We start from the raw sequence: 17,107 nt of genomic DNA, 5'->3' as shown, positions 1-17,107 counted from the left end.
AACCGTCTCCAAAGTACCGATCATCAATTGCCGCTGCCGAGATCGAGCTGCGCGACCGCGACGCTGCGGATGGGGGCCTGCATCACCCACTTGTAGAGCGTGGCGGTGCCGGGCAGGAAGGGATGGTTGGCGTAGTCGTAGCTGACCGTCACGGTCATGCACTGGGCCGTGGCCAGACCGGCGCAGGGCGCCTGTGCCGACACCACGATGGCGTTGCTGCCCCCGCGCTGCAGTCCACGTTCTGCCTGGAAAACTGCAGCAACCATTGCATCGAGGTGCGTGCGGCGACGCAGGCGGCTGTGCGTCGTTCGCTGGCGGTGCCGTAGCGCAGCGAGGCACGCGCGCCTTCGGCCGAGGCGGTGGCCAGGGTCTGTTGCGCCGCCATGATCATCACCCCGGAGAAGGTGAACAGCAGCAGCGGCAACAGGCCGAGCATCAGCATCAGGGCGAACTCGATGCTGGCGACACCGCGTTGCAGGCGTGGGCTGCGGATGTTCATGGTGCACCTCCGTAGATGCTGGCCAGCACCCAGCCGATGGCGGCCAGTGCCAGGTAGGCTGCATAGGGAATGCCACGTCGTCCCTGGCGGGCGGCCTGCATGTCACGCAGCACCGGATGCGCTTGCCACTGCGTGCTGGTGCGGTTGACCTGCATCTGCAGGTGACCGGGCAGCAGCACGCCCAGGCGGCGACCGGCCAGCACCAGCACGGCATGCAACCCAGCCGCGAGGCTCGCTACCAGCCAGACCGGCAGCAGCGCCTGCCAGCCCAGCATCAGGCCCACCACGGCGAAGAACTTCACGTCCCCGGCGCCCATCCAGCGCAGGGCATGGAACGGCAGCAGCGCCAACAGGCCGATCGCCGCGCCGGCCAGGTGGGGCAGCCACGGCTGGCGCGGCGCACTGAACTGGCCGACCACGATCACCGCAGTGGCGATCACGCATGCGGCGACCAGCCAGGTGTTGGGCACCCGACGGGCATACAGATCACTGATCGCGATCCGCAGGCAGACGCCGATGGCCAACAATCCCAGCACTGTCATCGCACACTCCATCGTCCGTCACTGGACGGTCTTCGCCTGGTTCCATGCGCCCCGCCGTCGCGGCCCTGCCGGCCGCGCGCGGTCGCCGCTCAGGTCGTCGAGCCCGACGCCTTGGTGGCCAGTGCGGAGAGGTTCTTGAACAGCGTTTCGAAGAACCCCTTGATCTGGTCGTTGCCGACCGCAATCAGGACGCCAGCGATGACGGCAGCCAGCAGCCCGTACTCGAGCGCGGTGACGCCGTCTTCTTCCTTCAGGAATTTGCGGATCGATGCGTTCATGACCAATGTCTCCCTCTACCTGTCTGCGGATGCAGTACACCTGCGTTGGGCGGTGGCCCGGCTCCGCCGGGATCGTCCGTGGGCCTCCGCGCGTCCTGGCGGAGGAGGCACGGCGGGACTGGCCCGCTGTGCTCAAGCAGGGTGATCGTTTCCAGGCGGGACATCGGCCGCACGGTCGCGACCGGACGGCCCGGGGCCGGTGGTCGAGGCATCCAGTGATGCGTGCGTGGTCATGCTGTCCCCCTGGGTGCGGCCAGATGGCCGGATCACCGTAATGTCGACTTTGCCTGAATGGCGGTTGGCTGCAACCGGAACCTATATGCAAATTCGGCAGAAACCCCGGAAGCCTGAAAATTTCAGATGGTTTCTGTGACGAAAATCCGTTCGCACGCAAAACGATTCATTGTCGTGCAGATAATGTGATTCGCTTTGTGGTCCATGCGAAAACCGTGCCAGCCGCTCCGACATTTTCTTCACTTGTGTATCCATTTTCATCATGCCGGGCCGCGGGTTTACCTTTGCCGATTATTGGGCATACTCGCATTCAAGCTCTTGCATTGATTTGTACGATCGCATCGACGCCGGTGCTGCCGGCGTGGCAACAGAAATGGATTCTGGATCGTTGCGCGCCCTGTCAGGCAGTGGGGCCGCAGCGGATGGCGGATCAACGGGGGGACAACACTGTCATGGTCGATGGTGGGGTAGAGGACAGCGACGACAGCGGCCTTCGGTCCATAGACCTGGCCACGCTGAGCGGCGTGCTTCGCGTCTGTGATGTCGAACTGCTGCTGCTGGATGGCAACGGGCCACGGGCGGCGTTCGCTTCGCGCGTGCACGAGGAAGCCCTGTTCTGCAGCATCAGCTGCGGCTTCCATTGCCGTGGCCGTTTCATGCTGCCGCCGGACTGGGCGATGCTGGGTACCTGCACGCCACCGATGAAACGATGAGCTGGTGCCACGGCGTGCCGCTCACGCCGGGCATGGCGCTGACGATCATGCCGGAGGGCATCAGTGAGTTCACCCTGAGCCCGGGCACGCACATGACCCTGATGCTGGTGCCGGTGGCCCGCGTCCAGCGCAAGCTGACCGAACTGAGCCTGCGCAGCACGCCACCTGCCGGCCAGGCACTTTCGCTGTTCAACCTGGCCAGCGACGCCACGCCGCTGGCGCGCCATTACCAGCAGCTGCACCTGCAGCTGGGACAGGGGGCAGGGCTGCAGCCGGATGAAACCGAGAACCTGCTGCATGAGCATGTGCAGGCCCTGCTGGGCGCCGGTGCGGCGGATCGCCCGGGCTGCACCCGTGCGCGGCGCACGCATTATCTGATCGCGCAGCGTGCAGAGAACTTCATGCGGCTCAACCTGCGTCGCAACATCTACATGAACGAGATCTGCGATGCCGCCGGCGTCAGCGAGCGCGGCCTGCGCTATGCGTTCGAGGACCTGTTTGGAACCTCGCCGAACCGCTACCTCTCAATGCTGCGCCTGTGCGCGGCCTGCCGCAGCCTGTCGATGGCAGACTCCAGCCGTCGCTCGGTGAAGGCGATCGCCCTGAGCTGCGGGCTGTGGGACCTGTCGCGCTTCGCTGACAACTACCGCAAGGTATTCGGCGAACTGCCGCGCGACACCCTGATGCGCGCACCCGCGCAGATCGGCCAACCGGCCTGATCCAGGCCCGGCAAGGGTTTTTGCGGTGTTTATGCCGGAATTGCGTATCCGCTTGCCGATCGTGTTGCCGCTTATGCATAGCCGGCTGCCGATTCCGGCCGTGGATTTGCCGGAATGCGCGATTGCCGTGCCGGATTGAAGTGCACCGCCCTCGTTGCAACCGCTGAAATGTCAGTCACCTGCCTAGCGGCAAGTCCACAGACATTCCAGTTGTTCGCCTACGGGGGAAATGCTCATGAACCGCATCTACCGGCGTGTATGGAACCGCCAGCTCAATGCTCTGGTTGTGGCCTCGGAACTGGCCACCGGCGACAGCGGCGGCAGCGCCGCACGCGATCCGCGCGCCTTCCTGCTGATGCCCACGGCCCTGGCGCTGGCACTGCTGTGTGCGCTGGCCAGCGGTCACGCTGGGGCCTCGGAAACCAATCAATCGCTGCGTGACCTGCAAGCACTCGCGGCAAAGTATGCGCAGCCGATGCCGGTCAAGGTTGACGCGGAAGTGGCCCTGGCTGCTGCCGCGCGGCAGGCGCAGAACAGCCCCGCAATCAGTGCGGATGCTCGTCTGGGCCTGCAGTTGAGTACCACGTCGCTGCCGTTGGTACCTGACGTGTTGCCGGCCACAGTGCAGGTGAAGCTGGCAGCGAACACCGTGCCGAAGCAAGTGGCCGTGCCGGCGCTGGCGGCTGATGTCCGCGCCAATGTTGGCGTGGGCAACGCTGCGGCCAGGGCGGCACAGGTGGATGCATCGCTGGCTGCGCACGTTGCGCCCGGCGCCCAGGCGCCGCTGGGCGTCGCTGCCGATGCGCGCGCCAGGGCCAAGGTCGGCATCGCTGGCCGCCAGGTCGCTTCGATCGATACGGGTGCCCGGGCGGCCGCCGGCCTCAGCGGTGCAGCCGCCGGATCACTGCCTGGGCTGAAAGCCACCGTCGACGGCAAGGCCGACACGCATCTGGCGGTCGCTGGCCATCACATCGAAGGGCAGGGCCAGGCCCGGGCGACGGCGGCAGTCACGCTGCCCGCCAAGGAGGAGCTGCCGGGTGAGACCCATGATCGTGCCATCAGCGCCGCCTTCGATGCCGGCGTCGCCGGCAAGGTGCGCGTGCAGGCGCCGGACGGCCAGGAGGTAGTGGCCGATCGCAACCTGAAGCTGGCCGGACAGGCGACCGTCGCGGCGCAGCACAGCGCACTGGGCGTCGGCAACCTGGTGGGTGGTGCGGTGGGTGCTGTCGGTGGGACGCTTCACAGTGCCGCGGGTGCAGTTGGTAGCGCAGTGGGTGGCGCGCTGAACGGCACAGTCAGCACGGTTGGCAGCGCCGTGGGTGGCACGCTCAACAACACGGTGGGCGCAGTCGGTGACGCAGTTGGCGGTGCTCTGAACGGTACTGTCGGTACCGTTGGAAGTGCAGTGGGCGGCGCACTGAACGGCACCGTCGGCCAGGTCGGCAGCGCCGTGGGCGGCACGCTCAACAACACGGTAGGCGCAGTCGGCGGCGCAGTGGACGGTGCTCTGAACGGCACTGTCGGTACCGTTGGAAGTGCAGTGGGCGGCGCACTGAACGGCACCGTCGGCCAGGTCGGCAGCGCCGTGGGTGGCACGCTCAACAACACGGTGGGCGCAGTCGGTGGCGCAGTTGGCGGTTCTCTGAACGGTACTGTCGGTACCGTTGGAAGTGCAGTGGGCGGCACGCTCCACAACGCGGTCGGCGCAGTCGGTGGCGCAGTTGGCGGTGCTCTGAACGGCACTGTCGGTACCGTTGGAAGTGCAGTGGGCGGCGCACTGAACGGCACCGTCGGCCAGGTTGGCGGCGCCGTGGGTGGCACGCTCAACAACACCGTCGGCCAGGTCGGCGGCGCCGTGGACGGTGCTCTGAACGGCACTGTCGGTACCGTTGGAAGTGCAGTGGGCGGCGCACTGAACGGCACCGTTGGCCAGGTCGGCAGCGCCGTGGGCGGCATTCTCAACGGCACCACCGGCAGCCCCACCGGCGACCTGGGCGGCGTGCTGGGCGGCGTGCTGGGCAGCACGCTGGGCAGTGTCGGAAGCGCGGTGGGCAACCTGCTCAACGGCAATCTCAATGGCACCGTCGGCAACCTGGGCAGCGCCGTGGGTGGCCTGGTGGGAGGCACGCTGGGCAGCCTCGGCCTGACCCAACCCTCGGCGATTCCGCCAACCAGTCCGAAGGCGCCCGCGCCGGCCGACCCGAATGCTGGCCTGATCATCGGCACCGGTGGCCTGGTCGGCAATGTCGGCCAGCTGATCGGGCCGACCACCACCAGCCTGTTCGGCGGCAACGGCTACCTGAGCAACGGCAATCTCAAGCTCAGCAACGCCAACGTCATGCAGACCTATTCGACGGTCAATGTGCTGGGCCTGCCTGTGGTCAACCTGTCGCCGGTCGGCAGCACGCTCAATGGCCTGGGCGGCGCAGCCACGGGCGGCAGCTCGCACCTGACCCTGATCGGTGGCGTGACTTCCGACAGTTACATCTACAACATCAACAACGGCAATCCCGGTGGCCTGCTGGGCCTCCTTCTGCCAACCGACTCGCCGGCGTGGGCGGCCAAGTGCCTGGACATCGCGCTGGCCGATATTTCCTGCTGGGCGGTCAACGCGGCACAGGACTACCAGGTGTTGATGGGCGATGGCGCCTTCGCCAACGGGTCCAAGGAAGTGGTGATCGGTGCCAATGCACGCCATGAACTGCCGAAGGTCGATGCCAATGTCGCCTTCCCCGGCGATGGCGTGAACGATCCCAGCAATCCGACCGGCGTGCCGACGGCCGACTATGCCGCCCGCATGGGCCACTCGGTCGTCGTCGGTGACAGTGCCGTGGGCACCGCCAACGGACAGACCCTGCTGGGTGCCGAAGCCACTTCTAACCAGGCCAACTCGGTCGCGCTGGGTTACCGCTCCGCTGCACTGCGCGGCGCTCAGGCCAGCTACAGCGCGTACGGCCTCACCGCACCCCAGGTCTCGGCCGGCGAAGTGTCGGTGGGCACGGCCGGTGGCGGCGAGCGCCAGATCACCAACCTTGCCGCGGGCAGCGCCAATACCGATGCTGTCAACGTGGCCCAGCTGAAGGGCGCCATCAGTCTGATCGACGATGTGGCCTCCGCAGCGGTCACCTATGACCTGGACGGCTCGGGCAACCCGAACTATCGCCGGGTCACGCTCGGCGCAGGCACCGGCACCACCACCATCGGCAATCTTGCCGCCGGCGCGGTCACCGCCGGTAGCCTGGAGGCGGTCAACGGCGGCCAGCTGGCGGCTACCAACAGTGCCATCGCCAGTTTCTTCGGTGGTCGTGCGGCTTTCGATCCGGCCAGCGGCATCTTTACTGCACCGTTGTTCGAGATCAGCACGATCTCCACTGGTGGTGCCATCGCCAAGGGCCTGTATGAGAATGCCACCGATGCCTTCGCCGCAGTCGATGGCTCGCTGGTCAACCTCAATACGCAGATCACCGACATCCGCAACGGTGGCACCAAGTACCTGCGGGTGAACTCGACCGGTACCGAGGCGCTGGCCACCGGCGCCGACTCGATCGCGGTCGGTACCAACGCCCGCGCCACTGCCGCCAACAGTATCGCGGTGGGTGCCGGCAGCCTGGCCGACCGTGCCAACAGCGTGTCCATCGGTGCGGCCGGTGCCGAGCGCCAGGTCACCAACATGGCGGCCGGTACTGCTGCGACCGACGCGGTCAATGTTGGCCAGCTGCAGGCATCGGAACAGGGCGCGCTGCGCTATGACCTCAACGCCGATGGCAGTGTCAACTACGCCAGCGCCACGCTGGGCCAGACCGGCACGGCAACCACGCTGCGCAACCTTGGCCCGGGCCAGGTCAGTGCCACCAGCAGTGAGGCCATCAATGGTGCCCAGCTGTTTGCCGCCAACCAGGCGGTAGCCACCCATCTGGGCGGTGGTGCCGCGGTCGATGCCAACGGCGTACTGACCGCACCGACCTACTCGATCAACAACGTCGCCGCCAACGGCACCGTGACCAAGGGCAGCTACAACGATGTTGGCACCGCGTTCGATGCCGTCAGCAACTCGCTGGCCAACGTTGCCGACCAGACCGGCGAGATCGACAAGCTGGCCGTGAAGTACGACGTCGATGGCAGTGGCAACGTGCTCAACAGCGTGACGCTGACGGGTACCGGCACCGGCGCGGTGAAGATCACCAACGTCGCCGCCGGCAGCATCCTGGCTGGCAGCAGTGATGCCATCACCGGCGACCAGCTGTTCAGCACGAACAGCACCATCGCCACCTACTTCGGCGGCACCACCGCCTACAACGGCACCACCAACGTGTGGACCGCGCCGACGTTCAGCATCTCCAGCATCGCCACCGATGGCACCTTCACCAGCGGCGACTACAACAACGTCACCGCCGCCTTCACCGCTGTCGACGGCTCGCTGAAGGTCCTAAACCAGCGCATCACCAATGGCGGTGGTGGCAGTGCGTACCTGGCGGTCAACTCAACGGCGGCCGCAGCCACCGCGGCAGGTGCGGAAGCGGTGGCGGTCGGCCCGCAGGCCAGCGCAGCCGGTGCGAACAGCGTGGCGGTCGGCAACGGTGCCAGCAGCAGTGCCGGCAACAGCGTGGCGCTGGGTGCCGGTTCGGTCGCCAGCGTCGGTGCACAGAGCGGCTACACCGGCGCCTACGGGCAGACCGGTGCCAGCAATTCGGCCGGTGAGGTCTCGGTCGGCAGCAGTGGCAGCGAACGCAAGATCACCCACGTAGCCGATGGCTCGGACACCTATGACGCGACCAATGTCGGCCAACTGAAGAACGGCGTGAACTACGCCATCGACGAGTCGAAGAAGTACACCGACCAGAAGATCCAGAACATCACCAACGTGGCGGGCAGCTTCCGCGCCAACAACACCAACAACCTGGCCGATCCGTCCGCCAGCGGCGCCAACTCGGCCGCCGGCGGCGCAGGCTCCACCGCCGCCGGTGCCAACTCGACCGCGCTGGGCAATGGTTCGCAGGCGCAGGCCGACAACTCGGTGGCGCTGGGTGCGGGTTCGGTGGCGAACCGGGCCAACACGGTCTCTGTCGGTGCCGCCGGTGCCGAACGCCAGGTGGTCAACGTGGCAGACGGCTCGCAGGCCACCGATGCGGTCAACGTGCGCCAGCTGCAGGCTTCGCAGCAGGGCACGATCCGCTACGACACCACGGTGAACGGCGCGACCAACTACAACAGTGTCACCCTGGGCAGCACCAGCAGCGGCCCGACCACGGTGCGCAACGTCGCCGCCGGTACTGCTGGCACCGATGCCGTCAACGTCGACCAGCTGAAGTCGGGCATGGCGCAGACCCTGGACTGGTCCAAGGCCTACACCGACGAGCGCATGGGCGGCTTCGAGCGCGACCTGCGCAAGACCGACAATCGTGCTTCGGCCGGTATCGCGTCGGCGATGGCCACCGCAGCGCTGCCGCAGCCGAGCGAGGCGGGCCGCAGCATGGCCTCGATCGCGGCTGGCAGCTACAACGGCGAATCGGGCGTGGCGGTCGGTATCTCCGGTGTCTCCGAAGGCGGCCGCTGGATCTACAAGTTCAGCGGTTCGACCAACAGCCGTGGCGAGGCCGGTGTGGCCGTCGGTGCCGGCATCCAGTGGTAATCCCCGCCGCCGGGCCGCACCCGCGGCCCGGCATCGCGGAAACGTCTACAGGGGGAACGACATGAAACAGCATCGCATCGCCCGCGCCGGCCAATGTGCCGCCACGCTGGGCCTGATCCTGGGGATGGGCCTGCTGGCCGCCTGCCGCAGCCATGCGCCGGCCGCCGACGGTCCTGCCGAAGCCACCGCCGTGCACTTCCCGGAGGCCTCCAAGGCCTCGCTGAAGGAAGGCATCTATCCCGACGTCGCCGACCTGCGCCGCTTCGCGCCGGGCATGAGCAAGCGGCAGCTGTACACGCTGCTGGGCACGCCGCACTTCAATGAAGGCATGTGGGGCGTGCGCGAGTGGAACTACCTGTTCAACTTCCGCACCACGCAGGGCGCGGAGTACTTCACCTGCCAGTTCCAGGTGCGCTTCGACAGCAAGGGCATCGCGCAGGGCGGTTATTGGAAGCCGGAGTCGTGCGCGGCCGTGCTCGAACCGCCGCGGCCACCAGCGCCGCTGGCACCGGCACCGCTGCCGGAGCAGCCCCTGCGGCTGTCGGCCGACGCGCTGTTCGGATTCGACAGCGCGGTACTCAGCGCCGAAGGCCAGCAGGCGGTGCAGGGCATCCTGGCGCAGGTACGCGAGGCCGCGCAGGTGCAGTCGATCAAGGTAACCGGCTACACCGACCGCATTGGCAGCGCCAGCTACAACCAGGCACTGTCGCAGCGCCGCGCCGATGCCGTGCGCAACGCCCTGGTGCAGGGGGGCGTGCCTGCAGCCAGCATCAGTGCCGAAGGACGCGGTGCGGCCGAGCCGATCGTGCAGTGCGAGCAGCGCAACCGGCGCGAGCTGATTGCCTGCCTGGCGCCGAACCGGCGCGTGCAGATCGCCGGGATGGCACAGCCACGTTGACCTTCCTGCGCCGGGGCGATGCCCCGGCATCCCGAGTCCCCCTGACCGCCGGCAGGCGTGGCAACGTCTCCCCCGTCGTCCACGCCTGCCTGCGGCTCAGGTTTCCAAACGGTGCACGCGATGAATGCCCAATTCCTGCCCCTCTCCATGAAGACGGAAGCTACGCTCAGCGTGTACGGCCAGCTCGGCAACCATGCCGTGGTGCGCATCCCCGGGCGGCGCCTGCCGGGCCTGATCCTGCAGGCCGATACCGTGGCCGGGTTCCTGGCCCAGCTGCAGGAAGCCCAGGCCTGCCTGCGCAGTGGCCGCGCACAGCGCACCGATGCCGAGCTGGACATGCTGATCGACGTGCTGCAGCAGTGGTACGCACTGATCGAATCGCGCCTGGCCGACGCCGGCGAGGCCCTCTAGCAGAAAAAGGGACGGAGGGGATTAAGTCGTTTCCGGCACAACCGGGGCATATGCGACTTAATCCCCTCCGTCCCCTTTTTTCAAGCGTGGGCGCGGATCAACCAACATGCGGCATCCACGCGAACGCGGTCACCTTCGATGAACGGCGCGAATGCGGCCAGTGCTTTTTCGCGAAGCACTGCGGCGCGGGCTTCCGGCATCGATCGTAGGGCCAGTCCCAACGGTCCCAGGTGACCGACATAGGTCGGCAGGTCTTCGCGGGCGAGCGAACAGGGCAGGTCCACCGCAACCACTTCCACGTCATTCCAGCCGGCGGCCTGCAACAGGCGCTGCACGCGCTCGCCATCGGCAAAAGCGAACTGTCCCGGTGCGCCGGGTACGCGGGGCGGAAGATCCAGTTCATCGCCAATGGCGCGCTCGGCGGTGGTCATGAACGGATTCTCCCCGGCACTGCGCCACGCGATGAAGCGCAGCCCAGCGCCCGGTGTCCTGGCACGATGCAGGTTGGCGAACGCGGCCTGGCTGTCCTCGAAGAACATGACGCCCAGCCGCGACTGGATCCAGTCGAAGTGCGCGGGCGGCAGCGGATGGCGCTGCGCGTCTGCCACGATGAAGTCCGCGTCCAGTCCTGCCGCCTTGGCGCGCTGATGGGCCAGCGCCAGCATCGGCGCGGAGATGTCCAGGCCGGTGCAATGTGCCGCGGGACGCGCTGCGGCCGCGGCCAGCAGGCTGGCGCCGGTGCCGCAGCCGATGTCGAGCAGTTCGGTAACGGTCTCAGGAAGTTCGGTGACCAGCAGGTCAGCCATCGGCTGGAACAGGCCGTCAAGAACAGCCTGTTGCGCAACCCACGCCTGGCCGCCAGGGCCGTTCCACAGGGCGTTCTGATCAATGGGAGATGTGCTTGCCATGGCCTTGCCTCGCCGGGTAGTTGCCCATAGCTTGGTGCTTGAAGGTCACTTGAGGTCAAGCCCGTGCGCGAACTGGATATCGGCGAGGTGGTCAAGCGCAGTGGCGTGCCGGCCTCGACCCTGCGCTACTACGAACAGCTGGGGTTGCTGCAGGCGCTGGGGCGCCGCGGCCTGCGCCGGCAGTACGACGCGCAGGTGCTGGAACGGCTGGCGCTGATCGGCCTGGGCCAGGCGGCCGGGCTGTCGCTGCAGCAGATCGGTGCATCGCTGCCGTCGCAGCAGGGGTGCATCTCACTCGACCGCGAGGCACTGCTGGCACAAGCCGAGGTGCTGCAGCGGCAGATCACCCGGTTGCAGCGGGTGCGCCGGCACCTGCAGCGCGCAGCGGCCTGCCCGCAGGCGGAGGATGCCCGCAAGTGCGGTTCGTTCCGGAAACTGTTGCGCGCGCAGCAGCGGATGGGCGGTTGAATCAATCGCGGGTACTGACTTCCCACGTGGCATGCAGCACGCCCGGCACCTGCTCCATCCGTGCCAGCACCACGTCCAGTTCATCGGCACTCACGGCCGTACTGACCAGCACCGCGATCACATCGGTAGGCGCGTCGGCATGCTGGACCACCTGCACATCGCCCACCGGATACTGCGCCGCTTCCAGCGCATCGACCAGGCGCTCGCGCACCCGCGGCACGGCGTCGGCATCCACGCTCAGGCGCACCTCGTAGGTGGCTTCGGTCGCTGCCTCGTTGATCGGAATGCGGTTGATGGCATTCACCAACGGCCGCAGCAGGGTGTTGCCGGCGATGATCAACACGGTCAGCAGCACGCCTTCGGCCAGCATGTCCGCGCCGGTGCAGCTGCCGACCGCTGCAGAGCACCACAGGGTGGCGGCGGTGTTCAGGCCACGCACGTTCATGCCTTCCTTCATGATCACGCCGGCGCCGAGGAAGCCGACACCGGAGACCACGTAGGAGATCACCCGCACCGCCTCGGCACTGCCGGCGATGCGCATGCCCAGGTCGACGAAGGCGGCGGCGCCGACTGCCACAAGCACGTTGGTGCGCAGGCCGGCGGTGCGTTGCCGGTACTGGCGCTCGGCACCGATCAACGTACCCAGCACGAAGGCGGCCAGCAGGCTGACCACGGTGTCGGCGAAGGGACCTGCCTGGAAAGTCTCAATGAAGCGCATGGCCGGAGTCTACCCGGTCGAGGTGACAGTAGATCCACGCCATGCGTGGATTTCGAAAGTGCCAGAAGCGACTTAATCCCCTCCGTCCCCTTTTTGTCGGGTCAGTCGGTGTCGTCGACGCGCTCGCCCATCAGTTCGCGCTGGCGCTTGTCCAGCTCCTCAGCGTAGCGCTTGCGTACGAAGGCTTCGGACACTACGCCCAGCACCTGGCCGTCGGCGCCGACCACGGCCAGTTCATCGGCCTGGGTCTGGTCGAAGCGCTGCATCACGCTGACCACGTCCGCGGACGGCGACAGCGACACGTCACGGTTCTCGGCCAGCTCGCCAATCGCCGTCTCCGGTTTCACGCCGTCGCCGTAGACGCGCGGAATCTGCACGATGCCGGCGTAGTGGCCCTCGCTGTCGATCAGGATCACCCGGCTGCCCGAGCCCAGCGGGAAGCGCTGGCGGAACGTGGCGGCGTCAAGGTCGGACGGGGCGGTGGCCACGCCCTTGCGCATCAGTCGGCCGGCGTTGAGGTTCTGTACCCAGCCCACGTCGCGGGCACTCTTGATGGTCTCCCCGCGCAGGTGCATGCGCCAGGTCGAGAACGAATAACCAAACCACTGCCGTACCAGCGTGCTGGAGACCAGCACCGCACTCATCACCACGCTGGTCAGCAGGAAGTCGTGGGTGCCTTCCAGTACCAGCATGGCCATGGTCATCGGCGCGCCGACCACGGCTGCGGCCAGCGCTGCCATGCCGGCCAGCGCGGCGGAGGTGGCGTCGACCACCGGCACGCCGGTGGCCATGGCCAGCAGTCCGGCGAACAGCGCGCCGACCAGGGTGCCCATGAACAGCGAGGCGAAGAACAGGCCGCCACGGAAGCCGAAGCCCAGCGAGATGCCCGAGGCCAGGCACTTCAGGGTCAGCAGGCCGCCGATCCAGATCAGCGGCAGGTGCGTGGTCAGGTCCAGGTGCAGGGCGCCATGTCCGGACGACAGCACCTGCGGGCTGGCCAGGGCCAGCGGTATCAGCAGCAGTCCACCGACCACCGGCCGACCCCAGGCAGGCAGCGGGCTGCGCTTGACCGTGCCCTCGATCGAGGCGATCAGCCGCATGATGGCAATGCCGACCATCGCGCAGCAGCAGCCGAGCAGACCGTAGATGGCGTAGTCGGCGGCGCGAACGTCGATGGTCGAGGCAGCGGGCAGCAGGTAGGCCTCGATGCCAGCCTGGTCGGCCACGAACGCGCCGGCCAGTGCAGCCACCGCCACCGGCGCCAGTGCGGCCGGGGTGTAGGCGCCGATGACGATCTCGAACGCATAGAACGCGCCCGCCAGTGGCGCACCGAAGGCGGCGGCGATGGCGCCGGCGGCACCGGCGCCGACCAGGATGCGCACGTCATTGCGGCGCAGGCGCATCACCCGGCCCAGCTGCGAACCACTGCCGGCGCCCATCTGCGTATACGAAGCCTCCAGACCCACCGAGGCGCCGCAGCCATTGGACAGCAGGGTCTGGGTCAGTACGATCAGGTTGTCGCGCATCGACATGCGGCCGCCATGCAGGGCATTGGCTTCCACCGCATCGAGCAGGGGCCGCTTGAGCCGGGTCGCGGCCAGGCTGACCAGGCCGACCAGCAGGCCACCCAGCGGCAGCACCAGCAGCGCGGTCCATGTCAGCGAGGGCAGGGAGCTCAGGCGCATACCGTCGTCCAGCCCATACAGCGTGCCCTGCAGCCAGCGCGCGATGCCCGACTGCAGCAGGGTCAGGTAGCCGGCGATCAAGCCGACCAGCAACGCCAGCGCGATGAACCACAGGTCGCTGCCACGCAGGCGCAGGCGCAGGCCCTGGAAGGCCAGATGCAGGCGCGATGGCGAAACAGGCAGTGACATGGTGGCGGCATGATACGCCGCCACCGTGAGCGCCACCGTCACCGCATCGGGTGGCTACCGCCTCAGAAGCGGTAGCGGCCCTGCACGTAGAACGTGCGCGGCGCGGCCACCATGCGGCCGGCGTTGCCATCAACGTTGCGGGTGTACCAGCGCTTGTCGGCCAGGTTGTTCACGCCCAGCGCAATCTCGCTGTCGCCCAGGCCCGGCACCTGCCAGGCCACCTGCGCGTTCCACAGGCGCACGCCCGGCACGCGGCCCACGCGCGCATCGGCGGTTTCTTCCCAGGTGTTGGCGGCATCGGAGAACTGGCCGCTCTGGTGGGTGCTGGAGACATTGAAGGTCCAGCCGGCCAGTGCGTAGCGGGCGCCGACGCTGTCGGTGTCGCGCGAGTAGAACGGCACGTCCAGGCCACGGTTGTCGCCCGACTGCTGGATCGCCTTGGTCCAGGTGTAGTTGGCGTACAGCTCCAACCCGGCCAGCGCACTGTCCTCGGCGAAGTGGTACTCCAGTGCACTCTCCACGCCCTTGTGGTCGGTGGCGCCGATGTTCTGGAAGGTCGGCGGGGTGATTCCCGGTACCTGCAGGATCTGGTTGTCGAAGCGCATCTTGAACACGGTCACTTCCGCGCGCAGGGCGCCGTCCTGCCAGCGCGCGCCCAGCTCGGTGGTCCTGGCGATTTCCGGGTTCAGCGGGTTGTTGGCCGTCTGCGAATTGAGCTGGATGTTCTGCACCGGCCCGAACGAGGTGGTGTAGTTGCCGAACACGGTCAGCTGCGGGGTCAGCAGGTAGGCGATGTTGAGCGAGGGCAGGGCCTTGTCGTTGCGGCTGCTGAAGGTCGCCGCGCCACCGGTCTGGCGGCGGTCCATGTCGATCCACTCCATGCGCACGCCCGGGGTGATCCGCCACTGGCCGATCGCGATGCGGTCGTCGATGTAGAACGCATGCGCATCGGTGGCGTTGTCGAAGCGGGTGGTGGCACTGGCCGCGCCGGTGCGGCGGGCGACGGTGTAGCTGCGGTCGTTGCCGCGCTCGCGCAGGAAGCGGTAGCCGGCGGTGATGTCATGCATCGCGCTGCCCCAGTGCAGGCGCTGGGTATAGCGCGGCTCGATGCCGAGCACGCGGTAGTCGCGCGGCTGCACGGTCAGCTGGGTGTTGGCGGCGTTGATCAGCGAGCTGGCACGGGTGCTCTCGTTGTAATAGGCCAGCACCTCGAACTCGCTGTTGGCCGACAGCGTGTTGGTGTAGCCCAGGTCGACGCCGGTGCGGTGGCCCTTCCAGAAATCGGTGGGGCGGGTGTTCTGGAACGGATCGGCCTCGTACTGGGTGCGGGTCAGGCCGCCCGGGGTCAGCGAGCGCACATCGTAGTAGGACAGCTTTGCGCGCAGTTCCTGCTGCGCATCGATGGCGTAGGCGAACTTCAGCGCGAGATCATTGAAGCGGTCATCGCTGCCCCGGCGCCAGCCGCGACCATCCTGGCCGGAGTACAGCAGGGCCGCGCCCAGGCCATTGTCGCCGGTACCGCCGAGGAAGGCGTTGTACTGGGTGCTGTCACCGCCGCCATGGTCGTAGGCGGTGTAGCGCATGCCGGCTTCGCCGTGCAGGCCGGCCTCGGTGGGAATGGAGCGGGTGCTGAAGTTGATGATGCCGCCCACGTTCTGCGGCCCGTAGCGCACCGCGCCGCCGCCGCGCACCACGTCGATCGACTCGATGTTGGACAGGCTGGTCGGCGCGAACGACAGCTGTGGCTGGCCATACGGCGCCACCGCCAGCGGCACGCCGTCCAACAGTACGGTCGAGCGCGGCGAGTAGCGCCCGGTGAGGCCGCGCACGCCGATGTTCAGCGACACCGAACTGCCCGCGGTGCCGGAGTTGTCGGTGACCTGCACGCCGGGGATGCGGCGCATCGCATCGCCGAGGCTGGCCGCGCCGCTGGCCTCGATGCGCTGGCGGTCGACCACGGTGCGCGCGCCGGCGAAGCTCTTCACGCTGTCATGCAGGCCGGTGCCCAGCCAGCTGCCCGAGACCTGGATGCTGTCCAGCGTGGTGGCGCCGTCCTGGGCGAAGGCGGTGGCGGCCGGGAGCAGGCACAGGGTAAGGGCGGCGGCCAGCGGCAGGCGGGCCGGTTGCAGGGCAGGGATGGGCATCGGTGCGGGCTGTGGAAGGCGGTAAATGAGAATTATTGCTGATTCCATTCGCCAATGGAATGCGCCGCCGGTTCACGCTGTTCCCCCAGTGGTAGAGTGGGCGATCGCTTCCTGACTCGCTGAGATCTGCCATGTCCCAAGCCGCCTTCTACCCCGTCGGAACCCCTGGCCAGCCGTGGGGAGCGGCGGAACGGGAGACGTGGCGTGGCCGCCAGCAGCGCCTGCGTCGCTATGACGAGGAAGTGCTGCCGCGCATCGAGGCGCTGGCCTCGCGCTTCGACAAGGTGGCCTACGGCCAGCTCGACTACGCTGGCGAGACCTACACCCTGTTCGCTCTGCGCAGCCGCGATTGGAACCCGGTGCTGCCGGCTGCCCTGGTTACCGGTGGCGTGCACGGTTATGAGACCAGCGGCGTGATGGGCGCGCTGGAATTCCTCGAAAAGCACGCCGCCGACTACGCCGGCAAGGCCAATCTGCTGGTGGCACCGTGCGTGAATCCGTGGGGCTTCGAGCGCATCAACCGCTGGAACTTCGATGCGATCGACCCGAACCGCAACTTCCGCGCCGACGGCCCGGCGCGTGAATCAACGGCGGTGATCGATCTGATCGCGCCGTACAAGGGCCAGTTCGTGCTGCACATCGACCTGCACGAGACCACCGACAGCGACGAGAGCGAGTTCCGCCCGGCGTTGGCCGCGCGTGACGGCAGGCCGTTCGAACCGGGCCTGATCCCCGATGGCTTCTACCTGGTGGATGACAGCGAGAACCCGCAGCCGGTCTTCCAGCAGGCGGTGATCGCCGCGGTGGAGAAGGTCACCCACATCGCGCCGGCTGACGACAAGGGCGAGATCATCGGTTCGCCGCTGGTGGCCCACGGCGTGATCGAATATCCGCTGGTGAAGCTGGGACTGTGCGCGGGCATCACCGGTGCGAAGTTCACTACCACCACCGAGGTCTACCCGGACAGCTCCCGGGCGACCCCGCAGCAGTGCAACGACGCGCAGGTGGCCGCGGTGTGCGCGGCACTGGATTACGCGCTCGCCCATCGTTGACCGGTAGTGCCGGCGGCTGG

The 17,107-nt window shown here is 67.6% G+C and carries 11 protein-coding genes and 2 pseudogenes; 6 read left to right on the top strand and 7 right to left on the bottom strand.

Annotated features, from left to right (window positions below):
• Positions 1-23: 23 nt before the first annotated feature.
• The 3 genes and pseudogenes from DL544_RS12345 to DL544_RS12335 form a co-directional block, all read right to left on the bottom strand.
• Positions 24-499: pseudogene (locus DL544_RS12345) on the bottom strand (TadE/TadG family type IV pilus assembly protein).
• Positions 496-1,041 carry an A24 family peptidase gene (locus tag DL544_RS12340; protein WP_065185730.1) on the bottom strand — a complete coding sequence of 182 codons (546 nt, stop codon included), beginning with the start codon at positions 1,039-1,041 and terminating at the stop codon, positions 496-498. The pseudogene DL544_RS12345 and the gene DL544_RS12340 overlap by 4 nt, the downstream one beginning before the upstream one ends.
• Positions 1,042-1,130: 89 nt before the next feature.
• On the bottom strand, positions 1,131-1,319 hold the full coding sequence (locus DL544_RS12335; protein WP_005416979.1) for a Flp family type IVb pilin: 189 nt from the start codon (positions 1,317-1,319) through the stop codon (positions 1,131-1,133).
• 686 nt (positions 1,320-2,005) lie between these two features.
• On the opposite strand from DL544_RS12335, the pseudogene DL544_RS12330 reads away from it, so the two are divergent.
• The 4 genes and pseudogenes from DL544_RS12330 (at position 2,006) to DL544_RS12315 (ending at position 9,923) form a co-directional block, all read left to right on the top strand.
• Positions 2,006-2,985, top strand: a pseudogene (locus DL544_RS12330) (AraC family transcriptional regulator).
• Between the two features lie 235 nt (positions 2,986-3,220).
• Positions 3,221-8,614 carry an ESPR-type extended signal peptide-containing protein gene (locus tag DL544_RS12325; protein WP_139727251.1) on the top strand — a complete coding sequence of 1,798 codons (5,394 nt, stop codon included), beginning with the start codon at positions 3,221-3,223 and terminating at the stop codon, positions 8,612-8,614.
• Positions 8,615-8,675: 61 nt separating this feature from the next.
• On the top strand, positions 8,676-9,512 hold the full coding sequence (locus tag DL544_RS12320; RefSeq protein ID WP_095377118.1) for an OmpA family protein: 837 nt from the start codon (positions 8,676-8,678) through the stop codon (positions 9,510-9,512).
• 147 nt (positions 9,513-9,659) lie between these two features.
• Positions 9,660-9,923, top strand: a complete 264-nt coding sequence (locus DL544_RS12315) for a DUF6959 family protein (protein WP_223224455.1) — start codon at positions 9,660-9,662, stop codon at positions 9,921-9,923.
• 80 nt (positions 9,924-10,003) lie between these two features.
• Here DL544_RS12315 and DL544_RS12310 read toward each other — a convergent pair whose 3' ends face one another.
• Positions 10,004-10,831, bottom strand: coding sequence for a class I SAM-dependent methyltransferase (locus DL544_RS12310; protein WP_005416972.1), 828 nt, complete (start codon positions 10,829-10,831; stop codon positions 10,004-10,006).
• A gap of 63 nt (positions 10,832-10,894) precedes the next feature.
• On the opposite strand from DL544_RS12310, the gene DL544_RS12305 reads away from it, so the two are divergent.
• Positions 10,895-11,299 (top strand): MerR family transcriptional regulator, encoded by a 405-nt coding sequence (locus DL544_RS12305; protein WP_005416971.1) that lies wholly within the window; start codon positions 10,895-10,897, stop codon positions 11,297-11,299.
• A 1-nt stretch (position 11,300) separates the two neighbouring features.
• On the opposite strand, the gene DL544_RS12300 is transcribed toward DL544_RS12305, so the two are convergent.
• The 3 genes from DL544_RS12300 to DL544_RS12290 all read right to left on the bottom strand — a co-directional run bounded on the left by DL544_RS12300 (position 11,301) and on the right by DL544_RS12290 (position 16,035).
• Complete coding sequence (locus DL544_RS12300; RefSeq protein ID WP_139727249.1) at positions 11,301-12,017, bottom strand: MgtC/SapB family protein; 717 nt, start codon at positions 12,015-12,017, stop codon at positions 11,301-11,303.
• A gap of 101 nt (positions 12,018-12,118) precedes the next feature.
• Positions 12,119-13,891 carry a chloride channel protein gene (locus DL544_RS12295; protein ID WP_050562703.1) on the bottom strand — a complete coding sequence of 591 codons (1,773 nt, stop codon included), beginning with the start codon at positions 13,889-13,891 and terminating at the stop codon, positions 12,119-12,121.
• 62 nt (positions 13,892-13,953) lie between these two features.
• Positions 13,954-16,035, bottom strand: coding sequence for a TonB-dependent receptor family protein (locus DL544_RS12290; RefSeq protein ID WP_139727247.1), 2,082 nt, complete (start codon positions 16,033-16,035; stop codon positions 13,954-13,956).
• Between the two features lie 131 nt (positions 16,036-16,166).
• On the opposite strand from DL544_RS12290, the gene DL544_RS12285 reads away from it, so the two are divergent.
• On the top strand, positions 16,167-17,087 hold the full coding sequence (locus DL544_RS12285; protein WP_005416963.1) for a M14 family metallopeptidase: 921 nt from the start codon (positions 16,167-16,169) through the stop codon (positions 17,085-17,087).
• Positions 17,088-17,107 lie beyond the last annotated feature (20 nt).

Origin of the sequence: Stenotrophomonas sp. pho (assembly GCF_006228405.1) — a bacterium.
GTDB lineage: Bacteria > Pseudomonadota > Gammaproteobacteria > Xanthomonadales > Xanthomonadaceae > Stenotrophomonas > Stenotrophomonas sepilia.
This window is presented reverse-complemented; position numbering and strand designations above follow the sequence as displayed.

Coding starts and splice junctions, on each gene's coding strand:
- DL544_RS12340 (WP_065185730.1), bottom strand. CDS start 1,041: ATGACAGTGCTGGGATTGTTGGCCATCGGCGTCTGCCTGCGGATCGCG.
- DL544_RS12335 (WP_005416979.1), bottom strand. CDS start 1,319: ATGAACGCATCGATCCGCAAATTCCTGAAGGAAGAAGACGGCGTCACC.
- DL544_RS12325 (WP_139727251.1), top strand. CDS start 3,221: ATGAACCGCATCTACCGGCGTGTATGGAACCGCCAGCTCAATGCTCTG.
- DL544_RS12320 (WP_095377118.1), top strand. CDS start 8,676: ATGAAACAGCATCGCATCGCCCGCGCCGGCCAATGTGCCGCCACGCTG.
- DL544_RS12315 (WP_223224455.1), top strand. CDS start 9,660: ATGAAGACGGAAGCTACGCTCAGCGTGTACGGCCAGCTCGGCAACCAT.
- DL544_RS12310 (WP_005416972.1), bottom strand. CDS start 10,831: ATGGCAAGCACATCTCCCATTGATCAGAACGCCCTGTGGAACGGCCCT.
- DL544_RS12300 (WP_139727249.1), bottom strand. CDS start 12,017: ATGCGCTTCATTGAGACTTTCCAGGCAGGTCCCTTCGCCGACACCGTG.
- DL544_RS12295 (WP_050562703.1), bottom strand. CDS start 13,891: ATGTCACTGCCTGTTTCGCCATCGCGCCTGCATCTGGCCTTCCAGGGC.
- DL544_RS12290 (WP_139727247.1), bottom strand. CDS start 16,035: ATGCCCATCCCTGCCCTGCAACCGGCCCGCCTGCCGCTGGCCGCCGCC.
- DL544_RS12285 (WP_005416963.1), top strand. CDS start 16,167: ATGTCCCAAGCCGCCTTCTACCCCGTCGGAACCCCTGGCCAGCCGTGG.